This is a genomic window from Gardnerella sp. Marseille-Q9691 (genome assembly GCF_046507715.1).
GTDB lineage: Bacteria > Actinomycetota > Actinomycetes > Actinomycetales > Bifidobacteriaceae > Bifidobacterium > Bifidobacterium greenwoodii.
Genome location: NZ_JBKFXI010000001.1, coordinates 599,278 through 617,424 on the forward strand (window position 1 = coordinate 599,278; position 18,147 = coordinate 617,424).

The following is an 18,147-nucleotide window of genomic DNA, read 5'->3' on the forward strand; positions in this document are numbered from 1 at the left end:
ATACCGCACTTTCAACAAGGTAGGTTTCTCGTGGTATTTCGCGTATATGTGGAAAAACGCAATGGTTTTGACGTTCAAGCTCAGCAACTTTTACATGAGCTTAAGGAAATTCTTGGCATAAGCGCGATTACTTCCGCACGAATTATCAACAGATACGATTTAGAAGGTATTGACGAAGATTTGTTCAATACTGCTGTTCGAACTGTATTAAGCGAGCCACCGGTTGATAAAACCTACGACTATTTGCCTATTGAAACAAGCGAGCACGTGTTTGCTGTTGAATTTTTGCCTGGTCAGTTCGACCAGCGCGCACAATCCGCAAGCGAGTGCATTCAGCTTATTAGTCAAGGCGAGCGCCCAACTGTGCGCACTGCTAAAGTAATTGCGTTAAAAGGCAATCTTGACGAAGAAGCCATGGATTCTATTAAGCATTACGTTATTAACCCTGTTGAGGCGCGTGAAGCATCACTTGACGAAGTAAAGAGTTTGCAGCGAGAAACAGTAGTTCCTGCAGACGTTGAAGTAATTGATACTTTTAACAGTTTAGATGAAGCTGGATTGCAGAAGTTTATTGAGGATCGCGGTTTGGCTATGGATTTGGCTGACGCAAAGTTCTGCCAGCAATACTTTAGGGAAGAAAATCGCAATCCTACTATTACCGAGATTCGCGTTATTGATACGTACTGGTCCGACCACTGCCGTCATACTACTTTTGGCACTGAGCTTACAAATATTACGATTGACGATAGCACAGTTCAAGAAGCGTTTAATCGTTATCTTGATTTGCGAAAAAAGTTAAATCGTGAAAATAAGCCTGTTTGCTTAATGGATATGGCAACTATTGGTGCTAAATATTTGAAGCATACTGGCGAGCTTAAAAATTTGGATGAGTCGGAAGAAATTAACGCTTGCACTGTAAAAGTTAAGGTTGATGTAAACGGCCACGATGAGGATTGGCTGTTCCTGTTTAAGAACGAAACGCATAATCATCCTACTGAAATTGAGCCTTTTGGTGGCGCTGCAACTTGCATTGGTGGCTGCATTCGAGACCCTCTTTCTGGACGTTCCTACGTTTACCAAGCTATGCGCGTAACCGGCGCTGCAGATCCGCGTACTCCTATTAGTGAAACTTTAAACGGTAAGCTTCCACAGCGAAAGATTGTAACTTCTGCTGCAGCAGGCTACTCTTCTTATGGAAATCAGATTGGTTTAGCTACCGGCGAAGTGCACGAGTTATACCACCCGGGCTATGTTGCTAAGCGTATGGAAGTTGGTGCGGTTGTTGCCGCTACACCAGCCGACCATGTGCGCAGAGAAACTCCTGCTCCTGGAGATGTGATTATTCTTCTTGGCGGTCGTACTGGTCGCGACGGAATTGGCGGAGCTACCGGCGCTTCTAAAGCACAGGATGTTGAAAGTATTGAAGAATGTGGAGCTGAAGTTCAAAAAGGTAACGCTCCTATTGAACGCAAGTTGCAGCGACTTTTCCGCCGCAAGGATGCTTGCCAGCTTATTAAGCGTTGTAATGATTTTGGTGCGGGCGGCGTTTCTGTTGCTACCGGCGAAATTGCCGACGGTTTAACTATTAATCTAGACAAGGTTTCTAAAAAGTATGAGGGTCTTGACGGCACTGAGCTTGCTATTTCTGAATCCCAGGAACGCATGGCTGTTGATGTTGCTGCCAATGATGCTGAAGCATTTTTGAAGTATGCTCGTGAAGAAAATTTGGAAGCAGAAATCATTGCGACTGTTACCAAAGAAGCCCGTATGCGCATGACTTGGCGCGGAAAAACCATTGTGGACTTAAGCCGCGCATTCTTGGCTTCTAACGGTGCTGCAAAACAGCAGGTTCTTCATATTGAAAGTGGAAAATCTTATACGAACCCATGGCAGGATCAGTCTAATTTGACTCTCACTGAACGTATGCGTTCTCTTGTTTCCAACATTAATATTGCTTCAAACAAGGGTTTGGCTGAACGCTTCGATTCTACAATTGGTGCAGCAACTGTGCTTATGCCTTTTGGCGGTCGTCGTCAGCTTACTCCAGCTCAAGCTATGGTTGCTAAATTCCCAGTATTTGGCGAAACAAACACTGCTTCCGCAATGGCTTGGGGCTTTAATCCGTATTTGATGGAAAAGAATCAGTTTACTGGAGCTTATGTTGCTGTTGTTGAGTCTTTGGCAAAGCTAGCAGCAAGCGGTTTCACGCGCGAACGTGCTTACTTGAGTTTGCAAGAATATTTTGGCAAGCCTCACGATGTTCCAGAACGTTGGGGAAAGCCAACTGCAGCAGTTCTTGGCGCTTTAATCGCGCAACTTGATTTTGGTGTTGGCGCTATTGGCGGCAAAGATTCTATGAGCGGCAGTTTTGAGAATTTGGATGTTCCACCAACTTTAATTTCCTTTGCTGTTTCTACTGGAGATGCGCGTTTAACTGTTTCGCCAGAATTTAAGGGCGTAAATCATAAGGTTTTGCGAATTGCTCCACAATATAAATCCGACGGAATTACTCCAGAAAAGGAAAGTTTCCTTAAAACTCTAGAATTAATCGAAAATATTACGAAGAACAAGCAAGCTCTTGCTGTTGCAACTCCTGGCTACGGTGCGAGCGCGGAAATCTTATTCAAGATGACGCTTGGAAATCATATTGGTCTTAAATTATTCAATAATTTAAGCAACGATGATTTATTTAAGCCAGCATACGGAAGCTTCTACGTTGAGCTTAAAGAAAACACTGAAGTCCAATCTTTAGCTAATACAAGCTTGGTTGACGTTGAGATTATTGGCGAAACGACTGAGAATTACGCAATTATTTCCGCAAATGGCGAAGAAGTTGATTTAAGCGATTTGCAAAAGATTTGGGAAAGTGAACTTTCCTCAATCTTCCCATATAAAAAGCCTGGTGAGATTGTAGAAACTATTAGTAACGAAAATAATGCTTCTACTACAAACCACGCGCACACAGGAAAGCTAAAGCCGCTTTCTCACCCGCGCGTTATTATTCCAGTCTTCCCTGGAAATAATTGCGAGTACGATACTCAAGCTGCTTTTGAGCGTGCAGGTGCCGACGCTCATACGCTTATTATTAACAACTTGAGCGCTAAAGATATTGCCGAGTCTGCAAAGAAACTTGTTGAGGAGATTAATAAGAGCCAGATTGTTATGATTCCTGGCGGCTTCTCCGGCGGCGACGAGCCGGACGGTTCAGCAAAGTTTATTGCATCCTTCTTTAGAAATCCGGAAGTGACTGACGCTGTGCGCGATCTGCTTAAGAATCGAGACGGACTTATGCTGGGCATTTGCAACGGTTTCCAAGCACTTATTAAGCTTGGTTTAGTGCCTTTTGGCGATATTGTTCCTATTGATTCTAACTGCCCAACGCTTACTTATAACACGATTGGCAGGCATCAAAGCAGAATTGTACGTACGCGAGTCGCTTCAAACATGTCTCCATGGCTTAAAAATACTGAAGTTGGCGATATTCACACTGTTGCTATTTCTCATGGTGAAGGTCGTTTTATTGCAACGCCAGAAGTTATGGAAAAGCTTATTAACAACGGCCAAGTAGCTACGCAATACGTTGATAGTAATGGCGTTCCAAGCATGAGTTTGAATGTGAATCCAAACGGATCAATTATGTCCGTTGAAGGAATTACCAGCCCAGATGGTCGAGTTTTTGGAAAGATGGGTCATTGCGAACGAGCAGGCGAAGGCTTGTACGTGAACATTCCTGATTTCCACGAACAGCCACTGTTTGATGCTGGAGTTCAGTACTTCACGGCGTGAGTATGAGCGGCATGAAACGTAACATTAGCTTATTAGAAGCATGTGCAACAATGAGTATAGTTTCGCGAATTAAAGTAAGCGATTACAAGGGGGTTAAAGATGTCTGCAGAGCTTGAGGACATTCACGAAGAGTGCGGAGTGTTTGGTGTTTGGGGTCACAAAGATGCTTCTAGGCTCACTTATTTTGGTTTGCATGCGCTTCAGCATCGCGGCCAAGAGGGAGCTGGAATAGTATCTAACGATAACGGCACTCTTCACGGACATCGCGGACTAGGCCTACTTACGCAAGTTTTTAGCAACGAGCAGGTTATGGAACGTTTAACAGGAAATCGTGCTATTGGCCATGTGCGTTACGCTACTGCAGGATCTGGAAGTGTTGATAACATTCAACCTTTCTTATTCCACTTCCACGATGGAGATGTAGCTTTAGCTCATAACGGAAATTTGACGAATTGTACAAGCTTACGCAATTCTTTAGAAGACAATGGCGCTATTATCCACTCAAATTCCGACACTGAAATACTAATGCACTTAATTAGACGATCTAATAAACCAACTTTTATGGAACGTCTTAAAGAAGCGTTACTAACTGTTCACGGCGGATTTGCTTACCTGCTTCTTACAGAAGATTCTTTAATTGGCGCTACGGATCCAAACGGCTTCCGTCCGCTTGCTCTTGGTCGCATGCAAAACGGCGCCTACGTTCTTTCTTCTGAAACTTGCGCTTTTGATATTGTTCGCGCCGAATTTATTCGAGATATTGAGCCTGGAGAAATAATCGTTATTAACGACGAAGGCTACAAGATTGAGCGCTACACGAATAACGTGCAGCAGGCAGTGTGCTCAATGGAGTTTATTTACTTTGCTCGCCCAGATTCTAATATTTACGGAATTAACGTTCATGCTGCAAGAAAGCGTATGGGATCTCGTTTAGCTCAAGAATCCCCTGTTGAAGCAGACATGGTTATTGGAGTTCCTAACTCTTCTCTTTCTGCAGCCGCAGGATACGCGGAAGCAAGTGGTCTTCCTAACGAAATGGGATTGATTAAAAACCAGTATGTAGCTCGCACTTTTATTCAGCCAACTCAAGAATTGCGCGAGCAGGGTGTGCGTATGAAACTTTCTGCTGTGCGCAGTGTTGTTGAAGGAAAACGTGTTATTGTTCTTGACGATTCAATCGTGCGCGGCACAACTTCTAAGCGCATTGTGCAACTACTTAGAGAAGCGGGCGCTAAAGAAGTGCATATGCGTATTTCTTCCCCACCTCTTAAATATCCTTGCTTCTACGGCATTGATATTCAAACAACTAAAGAGCTTATTGCCGCAAAACATTCAGTTGAAGAGATTCGCGAGTATATTGATGCTGATTCTCTTGCGTTCCTGTCTTTGGACGGACTTGTTGAGTCAATTGGGTTAAATAAGCCGGCTCCTTACGGCGGATTGTGCGTTGCATACTTTAATGGCGACTACCCTACCGCACTGGATGATTACGGCGAAGAATTTTTGACTTCGCTTCCTCAAAACGAGCGCGAGTATTTACAAGAAGTTAGAAAACGCAGTAAATATTCACACGAAAACCTTATATAACTTAATATTTTACTTATTTACGGCAATTTATTAATAAAATTTAAGAAAATACTTATAACATTTTAGGAAAGGAATCAACATGCCGCACGCATATGATGAAGCTGGCGTAAGCGTAGAAGCAGGATACGAAGTAGTTCGTCGTATCAAATCGCATGTGAATCGCACGAAGCGTCCAGGCGTTATGGGTGGCATCGGCGGATTCGGCGGATTATTCGACTTGGCCTCCCTCGGTTACAAAGAGCCTGTTCTGATTTCTGGAACAGACGGCGTTGGAACCAAGCTTATGGTTGCAAAAATGATGAATAAGCACAATACGATTGGCATTGATTGCGTTGCTATGTGCGTAAACGACATTGCAGCTCAAGGCGCAGAACCGCTTTTCTTCCTTGACTATATTGCTTGCGGAAAAAATAATCCTGCACTACTTGAGCAGGTTGTTGCAGGAGTTGCAGACGGTTGCGTTCAAGCAGAAGCAGGCTTAATTGGCGGAGAAACCGCTGAAATGCCTGGAATGTATGCCGAGGACGAGTACGATCTTGCAGGTTTTGCAGTTGGCGTTGCAGAAAAAACGAATATTGTTGACGGCTCCACTATTACTTCTGGCGACGTTCTCATTGGTTTGCCTTCTTCTGGAGTTCACTCGAACGGTTTCTCGCTTGTGCGTAAAGCTTTGTTTGAAGAAGCAGGCTACGACGTAAACACCAAACTTGAAGAGCTAGATGGAAAAACTATTGGCGAAGTTCTGCTCGAACCTACGCGAATTTATGTAAAAGCTTTGAAACCGCTTTTTGCAAAGCATCTTATTAAGGGAGTGGCTCACATTACAGGCGGCGGATTTATTGAGAATATTCCACGCATGTACTCGGATGATTTGGCCGCAAAAATCGATACGTCAAGCTGGAATGTTCCGCCTATTTTTGACGTTATTGAAAAAGCTGGCAAAGTTGCTCATGACGAAATGTTCAACGTTTTTAACATGGGAATCGGCATGGTTTTGGCGGTTGATAAAAACAAGGCCGAAGAAGCGCTTAGCACACTAAGCGAAAATAACGAAACAGCTTATGTTATTGGCGAAATGATCGAACGCAAAAACGCTGCAGTTGAGTTGCAATAAAACTATAAAGGACAAAAAATGAAAGTTTTAGTTGTTGGTTCTGGCGCTAGAGAGCACGCTATTGCACACGCACTTCTTAAAGGCGAAAGCGTTGAAGAAGTAACAGTTGCGCCTGGAAACCCGGGTATTGCAGCAGACGGAATTAAAACCGTAAACATTAGTCAGTCGGATCACGAAGCTCTTATTAGCTTCGTTAAAGATAACAACTACGACTTTGCGTTTATTGGCCCAGAAGTGCCGCTTATGAACGGAATTGTAGACGATTTTGAAGCTAACGGCATTGCAGCTTTTGGCCCAAACAAGGCGGCGGCTCAAATCGAAGGCTCTAAAGATTTTGCAAAAAAGCTTATGCATCGCCACAACATTCCAACAGCAGCCTACAAAACTTTTGAATCTTTAGAGCCAGCTAAAAACTACGTGCTTGAACATGGTGCTCCAATTGTTATTAAAGCCGACGGTTTAGCAGCAGGAAAAGGCGTTACTGTTGCAATGGACGAGCAAACAGCAATTGAAGCTTTGGAAGATATTTTCGTCGACCACCGTTTTGGTCAAGCCGGAGCAAAAGTTGTTATTGAAGAATTTTTGCAAGGACAAGAGTTTTCGCTTATGAGCTTTGTGAGCGGAACAGACTTTTGGGTTATGCCAATTTCTCAAGATCATAAGCGCGCCTACGATGGTGATAAAGGACCAAACACAGGCGGAATGGGAGCTTATAGCCCTGTGCCACAAATCAGTAGCGAAACAGTTCAGCGCGCTATTGACGAGATTGTGCGACCAACTGTTGAAGGCTTAGCTAAAGAAGGAACACCTTTTACAGGCATACTTTATGCAGGTTTGATTGATACAGCTTCGGGCCCTAAAGTTATTGAGTTTAACGCTCGATTTGGAGACCCAGAAACAGAAGTTGTGCTTCCTCGCCTTACTTCAGATTTCGGTGCAGCTATATGGAATATTTTGCAGCATAAAACACCAACTTTTACTTGGAAAAATAGCGGTGTTACGCTCGGCGTAATAATTGCAAGCGAAGGCTACCCTGGCACTTTAGTTACCGGAACTCCACTTCCGCAAATTCCTGTTGACGAAAATCAAGGTCAGCACGTGTATTTTGCAGGAGTTAAAAGCCAGGAAGAAACCGGCAATCTTGTAACTTCTTCCGGACGCGTAGCGCTTGTACAAGTGCACGGAGAAGACGTAGAAGATGCGCAAAAGAAGGTCTACGCAATATTGGACAATCTTAATCTTACACACATGTTCTTTAGGCACGACATAGCTTCAAAAGCGCTTATCTAAGGCATCTTAAAGAAGTTAGTGTTGCGAGTGTAGTTCTTTCCAGCTGTAACATCGTACTGTATAAGCTTATAGTCGTCCAAAAGCTGCTTAGTTTGCTCATCCATTGCTGAGTAAACCATTGGCCTGCCGTCGTGATCAAGGTAAATTGGTTGACCCTCAGGGATTCTATCCCATCCTTGAATTGTGTTAACAACAGGCGGCTCCATTGCACTAATATGCGTATGAAGCTTTGTGAGGAAAGCAACATACGGCGAAACCTTAGCGTTCATATGACGCGCAACCTGGGAAATAAAGAAGTTTGGAGAAGAATAAGCTTCTGTTTTTGCGTGAATCTTCTTAGAAGATTTAAGATTTTCTTTAGCAGCCTTATTTGACCAAATAAAGTAATCTGTTAAATGCAAAATAAGAGAATTATTCTTATCCGCACTAGCTGTAGAGTATGCTCCAGGAAGATGATCACCGTAGAACAACACTGTTACAGGCTTATTGAGTTTATTCAAATTATTAAGGAACTTAGAAGTTGCTTTATCCGTATAATTTGCGCCTTTAGCATACGTTTGAATAATAGAAGACTCTTCCTCACCCAAAGGCTTGCTGGAATCAGTAGAAGACACCTTAAAATCATTATTCTTATACCAATCGTTATAAGGCATATGATTTTGCATTGTAACAAGCTGAATAAAATCAGGAGAAGACTTGCGCGAAATAGATTCCAAAACGCTGGAATATGCGGAATCATCCGACACGTACGGCGCTAAATCAATACGCTTCTGATACTTAATAACATCCGGCTTTCGCAAAGAATAGAACTTAGTAAAACCGAACTTCTTATAATTCTTAGCGCGCAAATACATAGAAGGCTCAAATGGGTGGAAAGCCAAAGAGTTCTTACCATCATTCCAATAACGGTTGATTGTTGGAATCCACGATTTTTTAGGAACTAACTGCTGGTACGGGCTCGTAAGCGAAGGATCAAAATTAACCATGCTTAAACCGGTCATAGTCATGTATTCAAGATTTGCCGTTCCCCCGCCGTAGCCGGAAGAAAGCATAAGACCGCTATCCGTATTCTTTTTCACACTGTCAATAAAAGGAATAATCGTCTTATTAAAAGAAATTCCAGGAACGCGTGAAGGATCTGCAAAAGATTCAGAAAGAATAACAATAAGAGTACTGTTATTTATTTTATTCTTACGAGAAGCGTTAAGTTTGTTAGCTGCTTTCTCGTAGCGAGCTACCACTTGTTTCATGGTTTCTTCGCTATAGTTTTCAGGCTTTGACATGATTTTTGGATTAACCTGCCTAGTAAACGCAACTATTGGTCCGTTAAGTTGCGCATCGTAAGCAGAATCCCACATTGCAGGACGGTCGCCCATAAATTGGTTAAAAGAATTAGCAACAGAACCAACAGTGCCAACAGAAGCAACATACCACGAGAAGGATGCGAAAATCAGCACAAAAATTCCAGCTCGCACACCGTAGCGCAAACGCTTGTCTTCAAACCAAACTACTTTTCCACGATTCTTATCTAATAAATGAATCGTCATAAAAACTACAACGAAAATAATCACGCAAATTATTGCGTATAAAGTAACGCGAGCAGCATTAGGCGGCAAAAATGTTGAAATATTGCCGGTATCGCTTTGCAAAAAATTCAGGTCAGCAGGAAGAATTGCCTCATTCCGCACAAAAATCTTCATGTACTCAATAATCGAAATAATTATGCAAAGAGACAGCAAAACCATTGAGGTAAGCCAAAAACGGTTAGTAAGAATAATAATTAATCCATAAATAACCGCAAAAATAAGCAAATTAAGCACAAATACGAAGTTTAAATTTTCCCAAATGTTGCAGAACATTCGCGTAATATTGTCAATCAGACCATTCAAAACCTGGCTGCGAGAGCCTGTTTGCACGCCCATCTGGAAAATAACCATCATTCCAACGCTATTTAGAACAAAAAATACTATATAAAGCCAGCGCGGAATAGATATTTGATGCTTATTTAATGTCTTTAGCAAAGATGAAAAGAAATTTTTGGAATTACTCTGCTCTTTAGGGTCTTCCCCCTTATAGTCACCCTCTTCCTTCTCGCTTTTTGAAGGCTCAAGCGCAATTTCATCCATAATAATTCCAACCGTTCCTAGCTAAACGAACCCTTATATATGCACAATAATTGACCATTGTAGTTATTGCTATCGTCATACTTGCATATTTATTAGTACCAGTAGTTCGACATGCTGATATTTTTCATACTTCCGGTGGATTACAATATATGTTTCGGCAACTACGATTAGAACAGTAAAAACTATAAAAAACTAAAGCAAATATTAAGAAAAAATTAAGATACATAAACTATATTTCGGTTGGGTGAAATATTGCGAGTATCGTTCACTTTAAAAGTAGTTTGCACCTAGTTAAGCAAGAAAGTGTAGGATTCAAGCATGCTGCAATTGGCAAAAATAAGTCTTTTGCAAGGCTGGTTACCAACAAGCTTATTTAGTTTAACCGGCTTAACTTTATTCGTGCTGATTTTCACTAAATCAAAACGTTCAAAACACTTATTTAGCATAGTGAACTTGCTTATACAGCTAGGTGTTGCAAGCATATTCTTCATAGTTGGCGGATTAATTGCTTGGCTAATTTCAGACGTATTCCTTGTGTTTGGAGTAAGCCTTGGTTGGCTTGTTATTATTTGTGTTGCAATAGGATTTGCTCTTGTTGGCTTTGCTGGCACAGCATTCGTGTTCACTAAAGGTTGGAAACGACTAGTTGCTGTTATTGCTATTGTTTTAACTCTTATTAGCACAGCTTTAAGAGTTGATATGGTTTACGGCGAATATACAACACTTGGATCAATTTTTGGAATGGGTAATTTCCCAAAGCTTGAGGTTAATAAGGAAAAATCTGCTACTGCAAGTATTGAAGAATGGTACAGTTTAGCAAAACAAAATAAGCTTACAAAAATGCCTAAAAAAGGTATTCTTCGCTCAGCACACATTCCTAACACATACTCAAAGTTCAAAGCTCGCACAGCAAACGTTTATTTGCCTCCTGCAGCGCTTGTAAAGCATCCACCAAAGCTTCCAGTTATGGTTATGCTAGCAGGACAGCCCGGTAGCCCAAATCACTTCTTTGCAGCCAGCGACATTGCTGAAACTTTAGACGATTACGCAAAATCTCATAAAGGCTTAGCCCCTATTGTTGTAGCCCCAGATCAAAACGGTGAAGCGACACATAACTCACTTTGTGCAGATACTGGAGTTTACGGCAAAGCAGAAACGTATTTAATTCGCGACGTGCCTAACTGGATTCGCAAAAATCTTCCAGTAAGCAAAGACCCAAGCATGTGGCTTATGGGAGGCTTTTCTCAAGGCGGAACTTGCGCTACTCAATTAGTTCCAGCGCATCCGAATATTTTTAGAAGCATGTATTCTGCCGGCGGCGAACTAGAACCAACGTATCAAAACCGTCAAGAAACAATTAAACGCTACTTTAACGGAAATACTTCAGCATACGAGCGTCACGTTCCTAGTAAAATAATGCGAAAAAACGCTCCGCTAAAACAAAACTATTATGCTATTGCCGGCTATTGGGATCCTAAATCTCAAGCAAATCAGGCAACTATTGCTTTAAGCGCACACAGCGCAGGTATTAACGTTTTAACAATGCTCGCTAAAAATTCTGGACACGATTGGCATACCGTAAAAGCAGGATTGAAAGTAGTTCTTGATCTTTTCTGCAAGCAAACAGGCATTTCAAAAACTGTTCCAAATCTAAACACGTATCCGAATGTAAAAATTCTTGTTCATAAAAAAGTGAATCGAGACTAATATGGCACTGTCTTTTTTCAATAAGCATAAGCTCATAAGCCAGGAAGATGGTCAACAAAAAAGCCTAGACCGTAGCAGCAATCAAACATCTAGCCATATTAGAGTTTTTCTGCACGACTTTATTTCCTGGCTTCGCCAGCGCGTTTTTGCTCTTACAATCACATGCATTTTTATTGTTATAAATTTCGCACATTGGTTTACAAGAACATTAATGCACATATATACTTACGGCACAAACGCAACTCTTGCGCAACTTTTTATGCGACACCATCCCTCGAAAGGATCTAGCTTCCTCTTCGGCCACGCAAACATGTCGGAGCTGCTGCTAAAAATCTGCCACTCGCTTGTTTTCGTAAACAGCATGCCTTCACTTTTAGTCAACTGTTTCCTCGTTATTATTCTCATAGGTGTTGCGGAAACTCGCATAAGCAGACTTCATATTGTTTCTATTGCTGTATCTAGTACGCTAATTGGAATAGTTGTTGGTCTGACGATTATTGGCAATCTTTCTATACTTATTAGCAACATGCATTGGATTACTAGAATCCCTATAAGATTGTCACCATTTACGCTGTTTATTGGCGCGTTTATGGCATCTTCTGCCAACGAATCGATTTTGTGGCATAGGCGAATGCTTGTAATCGGCTACGCTGTTACTTCTGCAATGATGCTTTATAGTGGAAATCCTGGAGACTATTGCACTATTATTGCTGCTCTTACAGGCCATATTATTGGCAATATTGTGTGCAAGCCAAAAGGAATAAAGCATAGCGCAAGCTGGTGGAAAGGCACAGATTACGAGATTCGAAAGCTTTTTGCATACGCTCAAGGAATCATTGCTCTCGGACCATTATTAGCATTATCTTCGCGCTCACACGCCGGCATTCTTACCACTCTTGGACTGTTTATGTCTCCACAAATGGGTTCAAAACCGTGGGTTACTCGTTGCATTAGTAATTACAGTGCAAATAGTTGCTTACTTCATTCTGGATTGCATCACGCGGCTATTGGCGGAGTGTGGATTCGTATTCTTCTTCCGATTGTAACTATGCTGATTATTGCATGGGGAATGTTACGCGGGCGTAAGCTTGCAGCGTGGACTTCCATTATTATTAACGCAATTACTGTGCTTTATGCTGGAATGTACTTTACAATTTTGCCGCTTATTGCAACAAATCAGCATATTTCAATACACCAACATAATGCAGTAGCTGTTGCGTTTATGCTTACTGCTCTTCCACCTCTGCTTATGACTATTCTTCTTGCTATTAATCTTAAGCATTTTTCGATTACTACAAGCCGTTTTCAAGTTCGCGTAGGATTAGTCGCAATTATTGTAACACTGTGGATTACAGCTGTAGGCTACGTAACTTTTGGCCTTATGATAGCAGACAACTTTAAGCCTATTGCAAACATTCATCATCTTTTGCGAGATTTACCTGGACGATGGATGCCTATGGGCTTTGGAAATCGTTCTAACGCAATGCTTCGCACGGAAACACCGCTATCTTCAACATTAGCGCAATCTGTTGGCGTAATATTTTGGGCTGTTCTTTTTATAGTTTGCTTTACATGGTTTAGGAGCAAAATTTCAACCAACGAAAAAGATAGAGAAAAAGCAAGCTCACTTGTGGAACTTGGCGGAAACACTATGAGCTTTATGACAACTTGGCCAAATAACCATTATTGGTTCTCCCCAAGCGGAAAATCCGCAATAGCCTACCGCTTAAGCTACGATATTGCACTTACTCTTACAGGACCTTTTGGAGATTCTAAAGAATACAAGCAAGATCTTCGTGGATTTATTAACTTATGCGAAAAAAACTCGTGGTCTCCAGCATTTTACGCAGTTCATGAGAATGTGCGTCAAGAGTTAGAAAAGCTTGGTTTTACGTCTATTAAAGTTGGAACAGATATGCTTGTAGACCCAAGTAAGTGGCAGACTCGCGGCAAAAAATGGCAAGATATTCGTACCGCTATCAATAAAGCAAAACGAGATGGAATAAGCGATATTTTAACAACATATAAACAAGCTTCTTTTGACGTTCAGCAGCAGATTGTTGAAATTTCGGAAGAGTGGGCTGAGCTTAAATCCCTTCCGGAAATGAAATTTACTTTGGGTGGCTTGGATGAGCTTCAAGATGATCGCGTAAAAATACTGTACGCAATCGACGAAAATGAACGCGTACTGGGCGTAACAAGCTGGATGCCTACTTATAGAAATCATAAAATTATTGGCTGGACGCTTGATTTTATGCGACATCGCACAGATAGTCCAAACGGAATTATGGAATTGCTGATTGCAAGAATGGCAGAACGCTTGCGCGATGAGGGATTAGAAAATCCTGAATCTGCTGTTGAATTTATGAGCTTATCTGCAGCACCTTTGGCAGGAATCGGCGAAAACGTAGACAGTAAAAACACAGACAGTAAAAATGCAGAAAGCGAAAACGCAGAAAGCGAAAACGCAGAAAGCGAAAACGCAGAAAGCGAAAACGCAACAATAGCAGATTCTCAACAATCTTCAAATGTTATTAACCATGCTCTGGCAATGATGTCCGATATTTTGGAACCTGCTTACGGATTCAAATCGCTTTACTTCTTCAAAAAGAAGTTCCAGCCGGAAGCTAGCTCAGTTTACGTATGCTATTTGGATTCTGCAAAACTTGCACAAATATCTTTGGCTGTAACACACGCTTACTTACCTGAAGCTAGTGCAAAACAAATCTTGGAAATGGCTAAATCATTACGGCCAAAAACAAGTGAACTTAACAAATAATTTGTTAAGTTTTGCATAAAACTTCGGCGAGTTCTCCCTAGTGTTGCGTAAAGTAGCAATTGCACGTCAGGGAGGTTCATCGTGTTAGAAATAAAGCCAACCGTTGCTGTCGTCATGGGATCCTCAAGCGATTGGGAAACTATGCGTAACGCTTGTGAAATCCTAGATAAATTCCAAGTTCCTTACATGAAAAGAGTTATTTCCGCACATCGTACGCCAGAACTTATGGCAGACTTTGCGCACAATGCTCGTAAAGAAGGATTCCATATTATTATTGCCGGAGCAGGTGGAGCAGCTCACTTGCCTGGAATGATTGCAGCACAAACCACGCTTCCTGTTATAGGCGTGCCAGTAAAGTCTCACGCACTTTCGGGCTGGGATTCTTTGCTTTCTATTGTGCAAATGCCAGGAGGTATTCCTGTTGCAACAACAGCAGTTGGAAATTCTGGAGCAACAAACGCAGGCTTGCTTGCCGTAAGTATTCTAAGCACAACAGACGAGCGTCTTGCAGAAGAACTCGCAACATATCGCGAAGAACTCAAAGCGAAAGTTGAGGAATCAAATGCCAACCTTATCTGAAGTAACTAACGGCGCTGTTGAACGCTTAATGCCAGGAGCCACGATTGGAATTATTGGCGGCGGCCAGTTAGGACGCATGATGGCTATTGCAGCCCGCCACATGGGCTTTAGAATTGGCGTTCTTGACCCAACTCTTGACTGCCCAGTGTTCCAAGTAGCAGATTTGCAGGTTGAAGCTAATTACGACGACCCAGAAGGCTTGCGCGAACTTGCCGAACGTTGCGACGTACTAACATACGAGTTTGAAAACGTTAGCGCAGACGCACTAGATAAAGTCCGCCATTTAACCGCAATTCCGCAAGGAACTGACTTACTTCGCATAACCCAAGATCGCGTATTTGAAAAAGAATTTATTAACAAGCACGGCACAAAAACTGCACCGTGGCGCGAAGTAAATAATCTTGACGATTTAGATACCGCTATTGACGAAATAGGATTGCCGGCGATTTTGAAAACTCGTCGAGGCGGCTACGACGGTCACGGTCAGGATGTTTTGCGCACAGAAGAAGACGTTGCAAATATTCACCATCGCGCAGACCGCGGCGGCAAATTCCCACCTTCAATTCTGGAAGGTTTCGTTGATTTTGCTTTTGAAGCTTCTATTCTTGTTTCCGGAAACGGCAAAGACTTTGTAACGTATCCGCTTGTAAAAAACGTGCATCACAATAGTATTTTGCACATGACTTTGGCACCGGCAGTAGTTGATTCACAAGTTGAGCGTGCAGCGCACGAATTAGCTTTAAGATTAGCCCGCGGATTTGAGCTTGCAGGAACGTTAGGAATTGAGCTTTTTATTACTAAAGATAATCAAGTAGTAGTAAACGAGCTTGCTCCACGCCCACACAATTCCGGGCATTATACGATTGAAGCTTGCGATATGGATCAGTTCGAAGCTCATATTCGCGGAATTGTTGGATGGCCTTTAAAAAAGCCTAAGCTGCTTTCCCCTGCCGTTATGGTAAACGTGCTCGGACAGCATGTAGCTCCTGTGCGCTCGCTTATTTTAGAGCACCCAGAATGGCATGTGCACGACTACGGCAAAGCAGAAGTTAGAAAGAACCGCAAAATGGGTCATATTACAGTGCTAAGCGACGACCCAGTTGAAGCCGCGGCAGCATTAGATTCAACCGGCTGCTGGGATGACGAACTTGAATACTGTGATGAACAACGAAAGGATTCGAGATGACCAGCGAACCTGTACGTCGTCACACTCGGCAAAAAGAAATCGTACTCTCCTATTTGCGCGAATCTCGCAATTTTGTTTCTGCACAAGACTTGCACCGAATACTCGCCAAAGACGGAGAAATAATCGGATTAGCAACAGTGTATCGTCAGCTTAACGCATTAACTCAAAGCGGCGAAGTAGACACTGTGCGCTTTAACGGACAGCAATTATTCCGTATTTGCGACGAAAACACGCACCACCATCATTTAGTGTGCGAACGCTGCGGAAAAACCGTTGATATTGAGCCACCAGACGACGAAGGGTGGATTCATAACGTAGCCGAATCCCACGGATACACGGTTGTTGATCACACGCTGGAAGTTTTTGGCTTGTGCGAAAACTGCCGCAATGAAGACAAGTAGCGCGCTAACAAACGCTCCGTATTAGACGCATTAGGCAAATGCCTTCCGCGAATATTCCTCTTATTCTTACGCGAGGAAATCGTCGCAACAATCATAGTGGTTAAAATCACAGCGCAACCAACAAGCGCAATAACAAACAGCGTCATCCAAAGCGGCCACTGCAAATGATCGTCAGGCGGCTTCACAGGATCCGGCAGCACGCGGTAGCCAGTCACCAGAAGCCTCTGAGTATTTACGCCATACGGAGTACAGGTAAGAAGCGTAGCCAAATCGCGCCCCTTCTCGCGCTGAATCAGCCTAATATCATTCGGGTCAACCACGCTAATGCGAAACACCCTGTATCTTAAGGTTTTACCTTGCACATCAAAATAGAAAAAATCGCCTTTTTTAAGGTAGATTAAGTCGTCAAACATAGTTGCATGCGGCAAACCAGTATGAGCCGTAATAACAGCATGCCTGTTTTTGCCGCCAACCGGCAAATCCGTGCCATACAAATGCCCCGCGCCATACGCTAAAACATCCTGCGAACTGCCGTGATAAATAGGCAGCTTTACGCCAATCTTCGGGATTTTTACAATACCCATAATCCCCATAGGCTCATCAAGCTGCTTTTCATAATCCTTATACTCAGGCGTTTTCTTAAAATCTTCCGTGCCGTTATATGGATCCGCCGTAAAAATCGCGCTACGATGAGCGTTATACTCGCGCGCCTTATCTAAGCTAATTGCACGCGCATCCTTAGGCTGCTCGCGGCTCAACTTGTCATACGCGGCAGAAAGCTGCTTAGAAGCGTTATTGTTCCAGAGCGTAGACGCCACCGGGTAAGTGAAACATAGGATTGCGGCGACTGCCAGAGCGATTGGCTCTAAAATGCGGCGAAGATGCGACTTAGGCTTTTTTGGTGCGGGTTGTGGTGATTGTTGTGGTGATTGTTGTTGTGATTGTTGTTGTGATTGTTGTGATGTGGGGTGCTTGAAGAAAGCATATACTTTCGTAACAGCGCTGTTTAATTTCATGCTTCCTCCATTTCTGTGTTTTTCTTATCTTTGATTTACTGATTTTTGAGTATCGTCTATGAGTTTTGACTAATGTTCTTGTTCTTCGGTTTTGACGAGGCTGGAAAATTTGTGTTTGCGTGCGTCCCGTCGCTACGCTCCTCTTTTAGCACTGAACACAATTTTTCCAGCCTCTCAACACACTATCCACCAACACAAAACTCATAGACTCGTGCAGAGAGTTACGTAAGATGCGTGGTTTACTAAGTGCAACTAAAGCCGCGCAATTAAGCTGCGGGTGGATGCGTAGATTTAGGTTTTGAAGTGGATGTTCGAGATAGGAATTACTTGTCTCGCAGCGCTCCGCTCCTATACCTTATTTGGACCTAAAGGTTGCATAGTTAAGTTTAGTTTTTTACTTACTTTCTTTCAAAAATAGTTATTTATCAAAAAGATATTACTATCGCTCCGCTTTTATATTGCTCGACAAGCAATTCCTATCTCGCACTACTAGTAAAACCGCTAGTGTCATATGCGCTGACAATCTGCTTGAGCGCAAATTCTAATGGCTTAGAGACACTTGCTCTGTGCGAAAAA

Annotated in this window: 11 protein-coding genes; 9 read left to right on the forward strand and 2 right to left on the reverse strand. The window is 42.6% G+C overall.

What is annotated here, in order from left to right:
• The first annotated feature begins 30 nt into the window (after window positions 1-30).
• The 4 genes from ACLD6A_RS02435 (at window position 31) to purD (ending at window position 7,777) form a co-directional block, all read left to right on the forward strand.
• Complete coding sequence (locus ACLD6A_RS02435; RefSeq protein WP_410313488.1) at window positions 31-3,786, forward strand: phosphoribosylformylglycinamidine synthase; 3,756 nt, start codon at window positions 31-33, stop codon at window positions 3,784-3,786.
• Between the two features lie 99 nt (window positions 3,787-3,885).
• On the forward strand, window positions 3,886-5,373 hold the full coding sequence (purF, locus tag ACLD6A_RS02440; protein ID WP_410313489.1) for an amidophosphoribosyltransferase: 1,488 nt from the start codon (window positions 3,886-3,888) through the stop codon (window positions 5,371-5,373).
• A 79-nt stretch (window positions 5,374-5,452) separates the two neighbouring features.
• Window positions 5,453-6,487 carry a phosphoribosylformylglycinamidine cyclo-ligase gene (gene purM, locus ACLD6A_RS02445; RefSeq protein WP_004137522.1) on the forward strand — a complete coding sequence of 345 codons (1,035 nt, stop codon included), beginning with the start codon at window positions 5,453-5,455 and terminating at the stop codon, window positions 6,485-6,487.
• Between the two features lie 18 nt (window positions 6,488-6,505).
• On the forward strand, window positions 6,506-7,777 hold the full coding sequence (gene purD, locus ACLD6A_RS02450; protein WP_102694629.1) for a phosphoribosylamine--glycine ligase: 1,272 nt from the start codon (window positions 6,506-6,508) through the stop codon (window positions 7,775-7,777).
• Here the strand turns inward: purD and ACLD6A_RS02455 are convergent.
• A complete protein-coding gene (locus tag ACLD6A_RS02455; RefSeq protein WP_410313490.1) occupies window positions 7,774-9,903 on the reverse strand; it encodes an LTA synthase family protein in 2,130 nt (709 codons plus the stop codon). The two genes, purD and ACLD6A_RS02455, sit on opposite strands and share 4 nt — an antisense overlap.
• 318 nt (window positions 9,904-10,221) lie before the next feature.
• Between ACLD6A_RS02455 and ACLD6A_RS02460 the strand changes: the two genes are divergently transcribed.
• From ACLD6A_RS02460 to ACLD6A_RS02480, 5 genes are all read left to right on the forward strand, one after another.
• A complete protein-coding gene (locus ACLD6A_RS02460) occupies window positions 10,222-11,610 on the forward strand; it encodes an alpha/beta hydrolase-fold protein (protein WP_410313491.1) in 1,389 nt (462 codons plus the stop codon).
• A gap of 1 nt (window position 11,611) precedes the next feature.
• Complete coding sequence (locus ACLD6A_RS02465) at window positions 11,612-14,389, forward strand: bifunctional lysylphosphatidylglycerol flippase/synthetase MprF (RefSeq protein ID WP_410313492.1); 2,778 nt, start codon at window positions 11,612-11,614, stop codon at window positions 14,387-14,389.
• 114 nt (window positions 14,390-14,503) lie between these two features.
• Window positions 14,504-14,968: a 5-(carboxyamino)imidazole ribonucleotide mutase gene (purE, locus tag ACLD6A_RS02470; RefSeq protein WP_373276886.1), complete on the forward strand. Its 465-nt coding sequence runs from the start codon at window positions 14,504-14,506 to the stop codon at window positions 14,966-14,968.
• Window positions 14,952-16,154, forward strand: coding sequence for a 5-(carboxyamino)imidazole ribonucleotide synthase (purK, locus tag ACLD6A_RS02475; RefSeq protein ID WP_410313493.1), 1,203 nt, complete (start codon window positions 14,952-14,954; stop codon window positions 16,152-16,154). The genes purE and purK overlap by 17 nt, the downstream gene beginning before the upstream one ends.
• Window positions 16,151-16,555, forward strand: coding sequence for a Fur family transcriptional regulator (locus ACLD6A_RS02480; RefSeq protein ID WP_375169379.1), 405 nt, complete (start codon window positions 16,151-16,153; stop codon window positions 16,553-16,555). Before purK ends, ACLD6A_RS02480 begins: the two co-directional genes overlap by 4 nt.
• On the opposite strand, the gene ACLD6A_RS02485 is transcribed toward ACLD6A_RS02480, so the two are convergent.
• Entirely contained in the window at window positions 16,501-17,571 is a 1,071-nt protein-coding gene (locus ACLD6A_RS02485) for a class C sortase (protein WP_410313494.1), read from the reverse strand. The two genes, ACLD6A_RS02480 and ACLD6A_RS02485, sit on opposite strands and share 55 nt — an antisense overlap.
• Window positions 17,572-18,147: the final 576 nt, after the last annotated feature.